The sequence below is a fragment of the Streptomyces sp. NPDC001770 genome (genome assembly GCF_053596135.1).
Window position 1 is genome coordinate 36,219 of the sequence record NZ_JBSFFN010000011.1, and the last position, 13,706, is coordinate 49,924.

General features: G+C 72.9%; 14 protein-coding genes. 11 read left to right on the forward strand and 3 right to left on the reverse strand.

From position 1 onward, the window contains the following. The first annotated feature begins 64 nt into the window (after positions 1–64). From ACWCSV_RS12375 to ACWCSV_RS12385, 3 genes are all read left to right on the forward strand, one after another. Positions 65–502, forward strand: coding sequence for a gamma-glutamylcyclotransferase (locus ACWCSV_RS12375; RefSeq protein ID WP_275492381.1), 438 nt, complete (start codon positions 65–67; stop codon positions 500–502). A gap of 159 nt (positions 503–661) precedes the next feature. Continuing rightward, positions 662–1,486, forward strand: a complete 825-nt coding sequence (locus ACWCSV_RS12380) for a purine-nucleoside phosphorylase (RefSeq protein ID WP_451141250.1) — start codon at positions 662–664, stop codon at positions 1,484–1,486. Between the two features lie 135 nt (positions 1,487–1,621). Continuing rightward, positions 1,622–3,274: a phospho-sugar mutase gene (locus ACWCSV_RS12385; RefSeq protein ID WP_451141506.1), complete on the forward strand. Its 1,653-nt coding sequence runs from the start codon at positions 1,622–1,624 to the stop codon at positions 3,272–3,274. 94 nt (positions 3,275–3,368) lie between these two features. Here ACWCSV_RS12385 and ACWCSV_RS12390 read toward each other — a convergent pair whose 3' ends face one another. Further along, entirely contained in the window at positions 3,369–3,986 is a 618-nt protein-coding gene (locus ACWCSV_RS12390) for a PH domain-containing protein (RefSeq protein ID WP_451141252.1), read from the reverse strand. A gap of 267 nt (positions 3,987–4,253) precedes the next feature. On the opposite strand from ACWCSV_RS12390, the gene deoC reads away from it, so the two are divergent. From deoC to ACWCSV_RS12405, 3 genes are read left to right on the forward strand one after another with little or no spacing between them, the layout of a single operon-like run. Further along, a complete protein-coding gene (gene deoC / locus ACWCSV_RS12395) occupies positions 4,254–5,201 on the forward strand; it encodes a deoxyribose-phosphate aldolase (protein WP_451141254.1) in 948 nt (315 codons plus the stop codon). 5 nt (positions 5,202–5,206) lie between these two features. Further along, the gene (locus ACWCSV_RS12400; RefSeq protein WP_451141256.1) at positions 5,207–6,643 is read left to right on the forward strand and encodes an aldehyde dehydrogenase family protein; all 1,437 of its coding nucleotides are present in this window, start codon (positions 5,207–5,209) and stop codon (positions 6,641–6,643) included. Beyond that, positions 6,636–7,577, forward strand: a complete 942-nt coding sequence (locus ACWCSV_RS12405; protein ID WP_451141258.1) for an aldehyde dehydrogenase family protein — start codon at positions 6,636–6,638, stop codon at positions 7,575–7,577. Before ACWCSV_RS12400 ends, ACWCSV_RS12405 begins: the two co-directional genes overlap by 8 nt. 93 nt (positions 7,578–7,670) lie before the next feature. Here the strand turns inward: ACWCSV_RS12405 and ACWCSV_RS12410 are convergent, their stop codons facing one another. Then, positions 7,671–8,087, reverse strand: a complete 417-nt coding sequence (locus ACWCSV_RS12410; protein WP_451141260.1) for a hypothetical protein — start codon at positions 8,085–8,087, stop codon at positions 7,671–7,673. A 127-nt stretch (positions 8,088–8,214) separates the two neighbouring features. On the opposite strand from ACWCSV_RS12410, the gene ACWCSV_RS12415 reads away from it, so the two are divergent. Continuing rightward, positions 8,215–8,856, forward strand: a complete 642-nt coding sequence (locus ACWCSV_RS12415; protein WP_451141262.1) for a uridine kinase family protein — start codon at positions 8,215–8,217, stop codon at positions 8,854–8,856. Positions 8,857–9,046: 190 nt separating this feature from the next. Here ACWCSV_RS12415 and ACWCSV_RS12420 read toward each other — a convergent pair whose 3' ends face one another. After that, positions 9,047–9,835, reverse strand: coding sequence for a SigE family RNA polymerase sigma factor (locus ACWCSV_RS12420; protein ID WP_451141264.1), 789 nt, complete (start codon positions 9,833–9,835; stop codon positions 9,047–9,049). Positions 9,836–10,036: 201 nt separating this feature from the next. Here ACWCSV_RS12420 and afsQ1 point away from each other — a divergent pair, with 201 nt between their 5' ends. The 4 genes from afsQ1 to ACWCSV_RS12440 all read left to right on the forward strand — a co-directional run bounded on the left by afsQ1 (position 10,037) and on the right by ACWCSV_RS12440 (position 13,698). Beyond that, positions 10,037–10,714 carry a two-component system response regulator AfsQ1 gene (afsQ1, locus tag ACWCSV_RS12425; RefSeq protein ID WP_266708396.1) on the forward strand — a complete coding sequence of 226 codons (678 nt, stop codon included), beginning with the start codon at positions 10,037–10,039 and terminating at the stop codon, positions 10,712–10,714. After that, positions 10,711–12,243 (forward strand): ATP-binding protein, encoded by a 1,533-nt coding sequence (locus ACWCSV_RS12430; protein ID WP_451141266.1) that lies wholly within the window; start codon positions 10,711–10,713, stop codon positions 12,241–12,243. Before afsQ1 ends, ACWCSV_RS12430 begins: the two co-directional genes overlap by 4 nt. Before the next feature lie 20 nt (positions 12,244–12,263). Further along, entirely contained in the window at positions 12,264–12,950 is a 687-nt protein-coding gene (locus ACWCSV_RS12435) for a hypothetical protein (RefSeq protein ID WP_451141268.1), read from the forward strand. 196 nt (positions 12,951–13,146) lie between these two features. After that, positions 13,147–13,698 carry a VanZ family protein gene (locus ACWCSV_RS12440; protein ID WP_451141270.1) on the forward strand — a complete coding sequence of 184 codons (552 nt, stop codon included), beginning with the start codon at positions 13,147–13,149 and terminating at the stop codon, positions 13,696–13,698. Positions 13,699–13,706 lie beyond the last annotated feature (8 nt).

A 13,706-nucleotide genomic window follows, 5' to 3' on the forward strand; every position in this document is an offset into this window, starting at 1 on the left:
TCTCCCGGGCTGTTCCTGCCAGGAGTTCGGCGCGTCGCTCCGCATCTCCCGTACCCTCGGACTCATGTCGCTCTACGCCGCGTACGCCGGCAACCTCGACGCGCGGCTGATGACGCGCCGCGCACCGCATTCCCCACTGCGCGGTACGGGCTGGCTCAACGGCTGGCGGCTGACCTTCGGCGGGGAGCAGATGGGCTGGGAAGGGGCGCTGGCGACGGTCGTCGAAGCGCCGCGTTCCCAGGTGTTCGTCGCGCTGTACGACGTCGCGCCGATGGACGAGGACTCCCTGGACCGCTGGGAGGGTGTCGGGCTCGACATCTACCGGCGGATGCGGGTCCGCGTGCACACCCTCGACGGCGAGGAGCCGGCCTGGATGTACGTGCTCAACGGGTACGAGGGCGGTCTGCCCTCCGCCCGTTACCTCGGCGAGGTGGCCGACGCTGCGGAGTCCGCGGGGGCCCCGCACGACTACGTGATGGAGCTGCGCAAGCGCCCCTGCTGACCCTGCGGTCACCCGGGCCCCCGGAGCCTCGCGCATCCCACGGGCACCTTCCGCTCCCCGGCCCAACGGCCCCCTCGTCGTACGAAAACACGAAAGGCTCGGACAGATGGTGTGCCGGTCCATCTACGCGCGTAGGGATTCAGCGGTTACCCTCGTCCGGTGAACGCATCTGTTATTCCGGACAACATCCAGGACGACCCGCACGCGGTGGCCGCCGAGGCCGCCGCCAGGCTGCGGGAGCTGACCGGCGCCGAGACCCACGACGTGGTCCTCGTGATGGGGTCCGGCTGGGGGCCCGCGGGCGATGCGCTCGGTACCCCGGACGCCGAGTTCCCGGTGACGCACCTGCCCGGATTCCCGCCCCCGGCGGTCGAGGGGCACGGCGGCACGGTCCGCTCGTACCGCATCGGTGGGAAGCGCGTGCTGGTCTTCCTCGGCCGCACCCACTTCTACGAGGGACGCGGCGTCGCCGCCGTCGCCCACGGCGTCCGTACGGCGGTGGCGGCGGGCTGCCGGACCGTCGTGCTGACGAACGGCTGCGGCGGTCTGCGCGAGGGCATGCGCCCCGGCCAGCCGGTACTGATCGGCGACCACATCAACCTCACGGCCACCTCCCCGATCATCGGCGCCAACTTCGTCGACCTGACCGACCTGTACTCCCCCCGGCTGCGGGCGCTCTGCCAGGAGATCGACCCCTCGCTGGAAGAGGGCGTGTACGTGCAGTTCCCCGGCCCGCACTACGAGACCCCGGCCGAGATCGGCATGGTCCGCGCGATGGGCGGCGACCTGGTCGGCATGTCCACCGTGCTGGAGGCCATCGCCGCGCGCGAGGCGGGTGCGGAGGTGCTCGGCATCTCGCTGGTGACCAACCTCGCCGCGGGCCTGTCCGGCGAGCCGCTCAACCACGAAGAGGTCCTCCAGGCCGGCCGCGACTCGGCCGCGCGCATGGGCGACCTGCTGGCCCGCGTGCTCGAACGCATCTGACCGGCCGGTCCGGTGGCGGCCCCGCACGACCGGCCGGGCCGCCGCCGGGCCACCACCGCTCCCCCGGCACTCCCGCACCACCACCAGCACCAGCACCAGCACCAGCACCCCGTCATCCCCGAAAGGCGGACCCCCGTGCACGACGACGACCTCCTCGAACGGGCCAGGGCCTGGCAGGCCGAGGACCCGGACCCCGAGACGCGGGAGGAGCTGGGGCGGCTGATCGCCACGGACGGCCCCGACGGCCGCGCCGAACTCGCCGCGCGCTTCGCCGGCACCCTCCAGTTCGGCACCGCCGGTCTGCGCGGGGAGCTGGGCGCGGGGCCGATGCGGATGAACCGTGCCGTCGTGATCCGCGCCGCCGCCGGACTCGCCGCGTACCTCAAGGCCGAGGGGCACACCGGTGGGCTCGTCGTGGTCGGGTACGACGCCCGCTACCGCTCGGCCGACTTCGCCCGGGACACCGCCGCCGTGATGACCGGCGCCGGGCTCCGCGCCGCGGTCCTGCCGCGCCCGCTGCCCACCCCGGTGCTGGCGTACGCCATACGGCACCTGGGTGCCGTCGCGGGCGTCGAGGTCACCGCGAGCCACAACCCGCCGCGCGACAACGGCTACAAGGTCTACCTCGGCGACGGCTCGCAGATCGTGCCCCCGGCCGACGCGGAGATCGCCGCAGCCATCGCCGCGGTCGGCCCGCTCGCCGGGGTGGACCGGCCCGAGGACGGCTGGGAGGTCCTCGGCGAAGAGGTCCTGGACGCCTACCTCGCGCGTACCGACGCCGTGCTCTCGGCCGGCTCCCCGCGTACCGCCCGGACCGTCTACACGGCGATGCACGGCGTCGGCACCTCGGTGCTGACCGCCGCGTTCGAGCGGGCCGGGTTCCCCGCGCCGGTGCTCGTCGCCGAGCAGGCCGAGCCCGACCCGGCGTTCCCGACCGTCGCGTTCCCGAACCCGGAGGAGCCGGGCGCGATGGACCTCGCCTTCGCGACCGCGCGCCGGACGGACCCCGACCTGATCATCGCCAACGACCCGGACGCGGACCGCTGTGCCGTCGCCGTCCCGGACCCGGCGGCCGGGGGCGGCTGGCGGATGCTGCGCGGCGACGAGGTCGGCGCGCTGCTCGCCGCGCACCTGGTGGACCGGGGCGCCGAGGGCGTCCTCGCCGCCTCGATCGTCTCCTCCTCCCTGCTCGGCCGGATCGCCGAGCGGGCCGGCCTCGGGTACGAGGAGACGCTGACCGGTTTCAAGTGGATCGCCCGCGTGGACGGACTGCGGTACGGCTACGAGGAGGCGCTCGGCTACTGCGTCGACCCGGACGGCGTACGGGACAAGGACGGCATCACCGCCGCGCTGCTCGTCACCGAGCTGGCCTCGGTGCTCAAGGAGCGCGGCCGTACCCTGCTCGACCTGCTGGACGACCTGGCCCTCGCGCACGGGCTGCACGCGACCGACCAGCTGTCGGTCCGGGTGGAGGACCTCTCGGTCATCGCCGACGCCATGCACCGGCTCCGCGAGCGGCCGCCGACCACGCTGGCGGGGCTGGCGGTCACCTCGGCCGAGGACCTCGCGAAGGGATCCGCCCAGCTCCCGCCCACGGACGGGCTGCGCTACCGGCTGGACGGCGCACGGGTGATCGTCCGCCCGAGCGGGACCGAGCCGAAGCTGAAGTGCTACCTGGAGGTCGTCGTGCCGGTCACCCCGGCGGACGGGCCGGCGGCCGCGCGGGCCCGGGCGGCCGAGCTGCTGGCCGGGATCAGGCGGGACCTCTCCGCCGCGGCCGGCATCTGACCCGCTGCCCCTGGCGCACGTACGAAGAGCGGGCCGGTACCTCCACGGGGAGGTACCGGCCCGCTCTCGTACGCGGCTGTGAGCGACGCGCGCGTCACGTCGTGGCGAACAGCACCACCAGGGCGATCCCGCCCGCGACGGCGGGGCCGATGATCTCCCACGCCCAGCGCACCGAGGCGGTCACCTCCTGGGCACCGGCGGCGCCCCCGGTCGCGGCGTCCTCCTCGGCGAGCGTGCGCAGCTCCCCGACCGCCTGGTCGGCCACCGCGGGGCGGACCTGCTTCGCCCCGGCCCCTTCGCGCTGGGCGGCGGACGACTGGCGCACCGCCCGCTTGCGGTCGCGCAGCGAGACGGGGAGCGCCCACACCTGGTACTTCTTCCCGTCCGTGGTGAACAGCTCGGTGGAGTACGCGGCGCGGACGTCCGCCATCTTCGACCACGGCAGCACGATGGTGCGGAACGGGTTGCGGATCAGGATGCGGCGGGCTCCGGCGAGTACGGCGGGGCGCAGCGTGAAGGCGACGACCAGCGGCGCGACCAGCACCGCTCCGGCGAGCGCCAGCCAGGGCGCGCGGCCCTCCCCGTTGACGAGCGCGTCGCCGAGCAGCCAGGCGAGCAGCAGGAGCAGCAGGACGCCTGTCACCGTCGCGGGGGTGGACCGGTAGGTCCGGTCGGCGTAGGTGGGCTCGCCAGGGGGCGTGGAGCTCGTCATGGCCCGATTGTGCCTGACGCCGGCCCGGGGCCGGGTGCGGGGCGGCGTCAGGCACGGCGCGGGTGCGAAGTGGACCGTGCGCGAAAGGGACCGTGCGCGAAAGGGACCGCGTGCTGAGCGACGCGGGTGCGGAGTGACGCGGGTCGCGGGTCGCGGCGCACCGGGACGCGGGCCGGTGGGCGTACGGGGCGCCCGCGCGGGGCAGTGGGACGGCCCGTACCCCCCTGTACAGGCTGCTACGCGCGTAGATATGCTCCCCTGGTGACCATGCCCACCACTGCACCCGCATTCTCCGGCGCGACCGCGTCCGACGGTGCGCTGCGCCGCTTCCTGCACGGGCTGCCCGGCGTCGACGCCGTCGGCCTGGAAGCGCGCGCCGCCTCGCTCGGCACCCGGTCGATCAAGACGACGGCCAAGGCCTACGCCATCGATCTCGCCATCTCGATGATCGACCTGACGACGCTGGAAGGCGCGGACACCCCGGGCAAGGTCCGGGCGCTGTGCGCCAAGGCGCTGCATCCCGACCCGACCGACCGGACGACCCCGCGCACCGCCGCGGTCTGCGTCTACCCCGACATGGCGGCGACCGCCGTCGCCGCGCTGGCCGGCTCCGACGTGAAGGTGGCGTCCGTGGCGACGGCCTTCCCGGCCGGCCGCGCGGCGCTCGACGTCAAGCTCGCGGACGTCCGCGACGCGGTGGCGGCCGGGGCCGGCGAGATCGACATGGTGATCGACCGGGGCGCGTTCCTGGCGGGCCACTACCTCAAGGTGTACGAGGAGATCGTGGCCGTGAAGGCCGAGTGCGGCACCGCCCGCCTCAAGGTCATCTTCGAGACCGGCGAGCTCTCCACGTACGACAACATCCGCCGCGCCTCCTGGCTCGGGATGCTGGCCGGGGCCGACTTCATCAAGACGTCGACCGGCAAGGTCGCGACCAACGCCACCCCCGCGAACACCCTGCTGATGCTGGAGGCCGTCCGCGACTTCCGGCTCCAGACCGGCGTACAGGTCGGGGTGAAGCCCGCGGGCGGCATCCGTACGACCAAGGACGCGGTCAAGTTCCTGGTCCTGGTCAACGAGACCGCGGGCGAGGACTGGCTGGACAACCACTGGTTCAGGTTCGGCGCCTCCGGTCTGCTGAACGACCTGCTGATGCAGCGCCAGAAGCTCAGCACCGGCCGTTACTCCGGCCCCGATTACGTGACGGTGGACTGATCCCCATGGCATCTGCATTCGAGTACGCGCCCGCCCCCGAGTCGCGGTCGGTCGTCGACATCGCGCCCTCGTACGGCCTGTTCATCGACGGCGAGTTCACCGAGGCCGCCGACGGCAAGGTCTTCAAGACCGTCTCGCCGAGCAGCGAGGAGGTCCTCTCCGAGGTCGCCCGCGCGGGCGAGGCGGACGTGGACCGCGCGGTCCGGGCGGCCAGGAAGGCGTTCGAGAAGTGGTCGGCGCTGCCGGGCTCCGAGCGCGCCAAGTACCTCTTCCGGATCGCCCGGATCATCCAGGAGCGCAGCCGCGAGCTGGCCGTCCTGGAGACGCTGGACAACGGCAAGCCGATCCGTGAGACCCGCGACACCGACCTCCCGCTGGTCGCGGCGCACTTCTTCTACTACGCGGGCTGGGCCGACAAGCTCGGCCACGCCGGTTTCGGCGCGAACCCGCGCCCGCTCGGCGTGGCCGGCCAGGTCATCCCGTGGAACTTCCCGCTGCTGATGCTGGCGTGGAAGATCGCCCCGGCGCTCGCGGCCGGCAACACGGTGGTCCTCAAGCCCGCCGAGACGACCCCGCTCTCCGCCCTGTTCTTCGCGGACATCTGCCGCCAGGCGGGTCTGCCGAAGGGCGTCGTCAACATCCTGACGGGGTACGGCGACGCGGGCGCGGCCCTTGTCGCCCACCCGGACGTGAACAAGGTCGCCTTCACCGGCTCGACCGCCGTGGGCAAGGCCATCGCCCGGCAGGTCGCGGGCACGGACAAGAAGGTCACCCTGGAGCTGGGCGGCAAGGGCGCCAACATCGTCTTCGACGACGCCCCGGTCGACCAGGCGGTCGAGGGGATCGTCACCGGCATCTTCTTCAACCAGGGCCAGGTCTGCTGCGCGGGCTCCCGCCTTCTGGTGCAGGAGTCGGTGCACGACGAGGTGCTGGACGCGCTGAAGCGGCGGCTGTCCACGCTGCGTCTCGGCGACCCGCTGGACAAGAACACCGACATCGGGGCGATCAACTCCGCCGAGCAGCTCGCCCGGATCACCGCGCTGACGGAGACGGGGGAGGCGGAGGGCGCCGAGCGCTGGACCGCGCCGTGCGCACTGCCCTCCTCCGGCTACTGGTTCGCCCCGACGCTCTTCACCGGGGTCACCCAGGCCCACACGGTCGCCCGGGACGAGATCTTCGGCCCGGTGCTCTCCGTGCTGACCTTCCGCACCCCGGACGAGGCCGTCGCGAAGGCCAACAACACCCAGTACGGCCTGTCGGCGGGCATCTGGACGGAGAAGGGCTCCCGCATCCTCGCGGTGGCGAACAAGCTCCGGGCGGGCGTCGTCTGGGCCAACACGTTCAACAAGTTCGACCCCACCTCGCCGTTCGGCGGGTACAAGGAGTCGGGCTACGGCCGCGAGGGCGGCCGCCACGGCCTGGAGGCGTACCTCGATGTCTGAGCACGGATCGACCAACGGCTCCGCACCGCGGCGCCTGAGCGTCTTCAAGACCTACAAGCTGTACGTCGGGGGCAAGTTCCCCCGTTCCGAGAGCGGCCGGGTGTACGAGGTGACCGACTCCAAGGGCACGTGGCTGGCGAACGCCCCGCAGTCGTCCCGCAAGGACGCGCGGGACGCGGTCGTCGCCGCCCGCAAGGCATTCGGCGGCTGGTCCGGTGCGACCGCGTACAACCGCGGCCAGATCCTCTACCGCGTCGCCGAGATGCTGGAGGGCCGCCGGGAGCAGTTCGTCCGCGAAGTGGCGGACGCCGAGGGGCTGTCGAAGTCCAAGGCCGCGGCCGTGGTGGACGCGGCGGTGGACCGCTGGGTCTGGTACGCGGGGTGGACGGACAAGATCGGCCAGGTCGTGGGCGGGGCCAACCCGGTCGCCGGGCCCTTCTTCAACCTGTCGACGCCGGAGCCGGCCGGCGTGGTCGCGGTGCTGGCGCCGCAGCGCTCGTCGTTCCTCGGGCTGGTCTCGGTGATCGCCCCGGTGATCGCCACGGGGAACACCGCCGTGGTGGTCGCCTCCGCCGACGCGCCGCTGCCCGCGCTCTCGCTGGGCGAGGTTTTGGCCACCTCGGACCTGCCGGGCGGTGTGGTGAACCTGCTCTCCGGCGCGACCGCCGAGCTGGCGGCCCCGCTCGCGGCGCACCAGGACGTCAACGCCATCGACCTCACCGGCGCGGACGCCGCGCTGGCGAAGGAGCTGGAGATCGCGGCGGCGGACAACCTGAAGCGCGTGCTCCGTCCACAGGCTGTGGAGGACGGCGCGGACCCGGCGGACGCCGACTGGACCGCCGACCCGGGTACGTACCGGCTGACGGCGTTCCTGGAGACCAAGACGGTCTGGCACCCCACGGGTGCGCTGGGCGTTGCCGGTTCGTCCTACTGACGGCCGCTCACGCCGGCGGCACAGGCCGTAGGCGCACGGCGGGGCCGGTCCTCACCACCGGGTGGGGACCGGCCCCGCCGGCGTGTCAGCGGGTCAACGCGCCCCGGTGATCAGCCCGGTGACCGGGCCCACCAGGGGCAGGTCGCGGAGCGCACCGCCCTGGGTGAGGTGGTCGGTGACGAGGGCGGTGGAGACCGGCTTGAAGTCGGCGACCTGCGTGCCGACGGCGTTGTCCAGCGGGTCGCTCCCAGTCTTGGCCAGCGGGTCGAGCTGGAGCGCGGTGACGGGGGCGAGGCTGTTCGACAGCGCGCCGGTCACCGCGGGCAGGGCGGCGTCCGTCACCGCCGACACGGCGGCCTGCGCGCTGTCGCTCGCCTCGGTCACGGCCTCGGGCGTGGCCGCCTGCGCGGACGCGGCGCCCGCGCCGAGGGCGGCTCCCAGCGCGGTGACGGTCAGCCCGGCGCGCAGCAGGACGTGCCGCGAGGGCTTGGTTCGTGCATGACGTGCCATTTTTCCCACCTGATCGACTTCGTATCGGTAGTCGTACGTGCGCGCAGAGTAGTGGAGATGTGATGCTCGATACCAACAGGACTTCCGGGGGGTCCCCTGCTCGGGTCATGCCTCACACTTTTGTTCTGTGAGTTCCCAACCGATCCCGACGCGCGTCGTCCTGCTGACAGGACCCTCCGGCTCCGGGAAGTCGTCCCTCGCCGCTCGCACCGGTCTTCCGATGCTGCGGCTGGACGACTTCTACAAGGAGGGCAACGACCCGACCCTGCCCCAGGTCACCGGCAGTACGGACATCGACTGGGACTCCCCGGAGTCCTGGGACGCCGAGGCCGCCGTCGCCGCCATCGCGGACCTCTGCCGCTCCGGCCGCACCCACATACCGGTGTACGACCTCGCCACCAGCTCCCGTACCGGCACCGAGGTGCTGCACATCGAGCGCTCACCGCTCTTCGTGGCCGAGGGGATCTTCGCGGCGGACATCGTCGCGCGCTGCCAGGAGCTGGGGCTGCTCGCCGACGCGATCTGCCTGCGCGGGCGCCCCTCGACCACGTTCCGCCGACGGCTGCTGCGGGATCTGCGCGAGGGCCGCAAGTCGGTGCCGTTCCTGCTGCGGCGCGGCTGGCGGCTGATGCGCGCGGAGCGCCGGATCGTGGCCCGCCAGACGGCGCTCGGCGCCCACCCGTGCGGCAAGGAGGAGGCGCTCGGCCGCCTGGCCGCCGCCGCCGCGGGCCGCTGCCGCCGCACCCCGGCGGGGAGCGGCGCCGCGTAGGACCCGGACGGCGGAACCGCGGGAACGACGAACGGGGCCGTACCGGGCCCCCCAGCCCGTACGACCCCGCCGTTCCCCCGTCGCTCGCCGTTTCCCCCCGGAGCGGCGAGCTCCGTCGTTCCCCCGTTTTCCCACGTTCCCCCGTGGTTCCCCCGTTTTCCCCGTTCCCCCGTTGTTTTCCCCCGTAGCCTCAGGCCACCAGCTCGCCGAAGGACTCCTTCTCGTCACGTCCGAAGCTGAGGACCTCGTCCTCGCGCAGCCGGCGGAGCGACCGCCAGATGCTGGACTTCACCGTGCCGACACTGATGTCGAGGATGGCCGCGATCTCCGGGTCGGTGCGCCCCTCGTAGTAGCGCAGGACCAGCATGGTGCGCTGGAGTTCGGGCAGCCGGGCGAGCGCCTGCCAGAGCACCGCGCGCAGCTCCGTGCCGCGCATCGCGTCCGAGTCGCCGACCGTCTCCGGCAGTTCCTCGGTCGGGTACTCGTTGAGCTTGCGGCGGCGCCAGGCGCTGATGTGCAGGTTGGTCATCGTGCGGCGCAGGTAGCCGCCGACGGCCGCCTTGTCGCTGATCCTGTCCCACGCCCGGTAGGTCGAGAAGAGGGCGCTCTGCAGCAGGTCCTCGGCCTCGAACCGGTCGCCGGTCAGGTGGTAGGCGGTCGCGTACAGGGAGGCGCGGCGCTCCTGGACGTAGGCCGTGAACGCCGCTTCGGCGTCCTCGGCCGGCGCCTGGGGCGTCCGCTCCCCCGTGATGCCCTCCCCGTACGCGCTTCCCCCGTGTCCCCCGTACGTTCCCCCGTACGTGCCCGGTCCGTCCCCCGTGGCGTCGGTGACCGGCGTCGCAGCAGGGCGCTGACGCCCGGTGCCGCGAACGCACCCCCGTCCGTTCACCGCACCGGACTTCTCCGGACCCCGGCCCATGTCGTGGAGACGCGTGACAACCGCGCTTGAGCCGGTGCGTTGCAGTTGCAGTGCGTTCATCGTGCGCCTCCCCGTCGTGGAGTCCGTTCGAACCGTGTGCCATTGAGTCTGGCCGGGCAGTTTCTCGGCACTGTCCGCCGACTGTCACAGAGCTGTCACAGGCCTCGTGGGGTCGTAACCGTCACAACTGGGCCCGCTCACGCACAGGAAGTGGCCCCCGGCGGTCGAACTGGGGCACCACCATGGGACAGAATGGCCCGCGTGCCTTTCCTGTTGCTGATCGAGGACGACGACGCCATCCGCACGGCTCTCGAACTCTCGCTGTCACGCCAGGGCCACCGAGTGGCCACCGCGGCGACGGGAGAGGACGGCCTGAACCTCCTCCGGGAGCAGCGGCCCGATCTGGTCGTGCTGGACGTGATGCTGCCCGGGATCGACGGTTTCGAGGTCTGCCGCCGCATCCGCCGCACCGACCAGTTGCCGATCATCCTGCTGACGGCGCGCAGCGACGACATCGACGTCGTGGTGGGTCTGGAGTCGGGTGCCGACGACTACGTGGTGAAGCCCGTGCAGGGCCGGGTGCTGGACGCGCGCATCCGGGCCGTACTCCGGCGCGGGGAGCGGGAGTCGACGGACTCGGCGACCTTCGGGAACGTGGTCATCGACCGTTCCGCGATGACGGTCACCAAGGACGGGGCGGATCTCCAGCTGACCCCGACCGAGCTGCGGCTGCTCCTGGAGCTGAGCCGCAGGCCCGGACAGGCCCTGTCCCGGCAGCAGTTGCTGCGGCTGGTGTGGGAGCACGACTACCTGGGCGATTCGCGGCTCGTGGACGCGTGCGTGCAGCGGCTGCGGGCGAAGGTGGAGGACGTGCCGTCCTCGCCGACGCTGATCCGTACGGTGCGCGGTGTGGGCTACCGGCTGGACTCGCCTCAGTGAGTGGACGTGCCGGGCGCGGGGTCCGTGCGGGACTCCGCTGGAGCAGCCTGCGGCTGCGGCTGGTCGTGGTGTTCGGACTGGTGGCCCTGACGGCGGCGGTGTCCGCGTCGGGGATCGCGTACTGGCTCAACCGCGAGGCGGTGCTGACGCGTACGCAGGACGCGGCGCTCGGCGACTTCCGGCGGCAGATGCAGAACCGGGCGGCGTCGCTGCCGTTGGAGCCGACGAAGGACGATCTCCAGTCCGCCGCCGTGCAGATGGCGGACAGCGGGCCGGGGTACGCGGTGCTGCTGGAGGACGAGCGCGACGGCGGGAAGCCGATCGTCGGCTACTCCGACCTGGACTCCTTCACCAAGGTGGACGTGCCGGATTCGCTGGAGCGTCAGGTCTCCGCCCAGCAGCGGCTGACCTCGGGCAACACGTACGAGTACCACCTGTTCTGGCAGCGTACGAGCATCGACGGCACCCCGTACCTGGTGGCCGGGACGCGGATCATCGGCGGCGGTCCGACGGGCTACATGCTGAAGTCGCTCGACCAGGAGCGCCAGGACCTCAACTCCCTCGCCTGGTCGCTGGGTATCGCCACCACGCTGGCGCTGATCGGCGCCGCGTTGCTCGCGCAGGCGGCGGCGACGACCGTGCTGCGGCCGGTGCAGCGGCTCGGCGAGGCGGCGCGCAAGCTGGGTGAGGGGAAGCTCGACACCCGTCTGGTGGTCTCCGGTACGGACGAACTCGCCGAACTCTCCAGGACGTTCAACCGGGCGGCGGGTTCGCTGGAGAAGAAGGTCGCGGACATGAGCGCGCGGGAGGAATCCAGCCGCCGGTTCGTCGCCGACATGTCGCACGAGCTGCGTACCCCGCTCACCGCGATCACCGCGGTGGCCGAGGTGCTGGAGGACGAGGCCGACAGCCTCGACCCGATGATCGCGCCCGCCGTGCACCTGGTGGTGAGCGAGACCCGGCGGCTCAACGACCTGGTGGAGAACCTCATGGAGGTCACCCGCTTCGACGCGGGCACGGCCCGGCTGGTCCTGGACACGGTGGACGTCGCCGACCAGGTCACCGCCTGCATCGACGCCCGTGCGTGGCTGGACGCGGTGGAACTCGACGCGGAGCGCGGCATGATGGTGCGGCTCGACCCGCGGCGGCTCGACGTGATCCTGGCGAATCTGATCGGCAACGCGCTGAAGCACGGCGGTTCACCCGTGCGGGTACGCGTACGCACCGAGGGCGAGGAACTGGTCATCGAGGTACGCGATCACGGGCCCGGGATTCCCGAGGACGTGCTGCCGCACGTCTTCGACCGGTTCTACAAGGCCAGCGCGTCCCGCCCGCGCTCCGAGGGCAGCGGCCTCGGGCTGTCGATCGCCATGGAGAACGCACTGATCCACGGCGGCACCATCTCGGCGGCCAACTCCCCGGACGGCGACGGGGCGGTGTTCGTGCTGCGGCTCCCCCACGCCGAGGACGAGAGTGCCAAGGACGACACGAACGGCGCCGGCGGCGGCGCGGACGGCGGGGAGTCGTGAGGCGGCGGGACCCGGCGGGCATGCGGCGGAACCAGGCAGACGGGCGGTGGACCCGGGTGGGCGTACGGCGGAGCCGGGTGGGCGGGCGGCGGACCCGGTTGGGCGGGCGGCGCCCGTTCACCGCCGTGGTCCTCGCCGTGGCTGCCGCCGCGCTGGCCGCCGGGTGCGGCATCCGGTCCACGTCGGTGCCGGTCGACGCGGGGGCGGCGCCCTCCCGGGTACCGTGCCGCACCAGCGGTTCGGACTCCGGTGCGCGCGAGGCCGACGAGCGGGTGCGGGTGTACCTGGTCTGTGCGTCGGAACTGGTGCCGACCGACCGGACGATCGCGGACACCGACCGGGGCAGCGGTCGTCTGGGCCTGGCGCGGGCGCTGCTCGCGCAGATCCGGCAGTCGCCGCTCACGGCGGAACGGCAGGCCGGTTTCACCACCGCCGTCCCCTCGGACCTGAGCGTCGGGGAGGGCACCGCGGACGATCCGGCGGGTGCCCTGCGGCTGAGCGCCCAGCCGGAGGACCTGTCCTCCGAGGCGCTGGCCCAGGTGGTCTGCACGTTCGCCGAGGAGGGCACGCTCGTCACCGGCGACGCGGTGCTGCTGGGCGGGCCGAGCGACGACTACGCCCCCCGGGGTTACCTCTGCACGGCGGAGACGATGGCCCGGCCGCAGAACGTACCGACCGTCAGCACACCGTCGCCGTCGCCCCGCTGAGCGGCACTCCCGGTCCGCTGGGTTCGCCGCCCCGCTGAGCGGCACTCCCGGTCCGCCGGGCACGCCGGTGGAGACGCTGGTGCTGCCGGTGGGCGTGTGGCGGTTGGGGCGCGGCGGGGGCGCGCGTCCCGTGGTCTGCGCCACTTCCAGCTGTTTGCCCGGAACCGTTCCCTCAGGACCGGGCGTCTAGGGGGGCGTGCGTCAAGGTCCCGGCGGTAAGGCCGTCACCCTGTTCCGCGTGGTGGGGTTCACGCTTCTCCTCGCGCATCTCGTGCTCGTCGGGTGGCTGACGCTGCGCCCCCTGGACGTCCCCTGGATCACCGCCGCGAACTTCACCCCGCTGGACGGCATCAAGGCGGACCTCGCACTCGGCCCGGAGGCTGCGGTGAAGCGCATCGGCGCGGGGCTGCTGCTGCTCGCGCCGCTCGGGTTCCTGCTGCCGATGGCCGACGCGCGCCTCACGGTCTCCCCGTGGGCCTCGCTGGTCCGTACGACCGCCGCCGGGGCGCTGATATCCCTCGCCATCGAGCTCGGGCAGACCGGGGTCCCCGGGCAGGTGGTCGACATCGACTCGCTGCTGCTGAACACGGTGGGGGTGCTGCTGGCCCATCTGCTGGTGGTGCCGTTCGTACGGGCCCGGCTGCGCCTCCGGCGGCACCGGGCCCCCGCGCCGGAGGGCGTGGACGCGGCCGGCGGGACCCCTCAGGGTGCGACCCCGACGATTGGCAGGGTCGGGGTCGCACCGTAGAGGGAGGC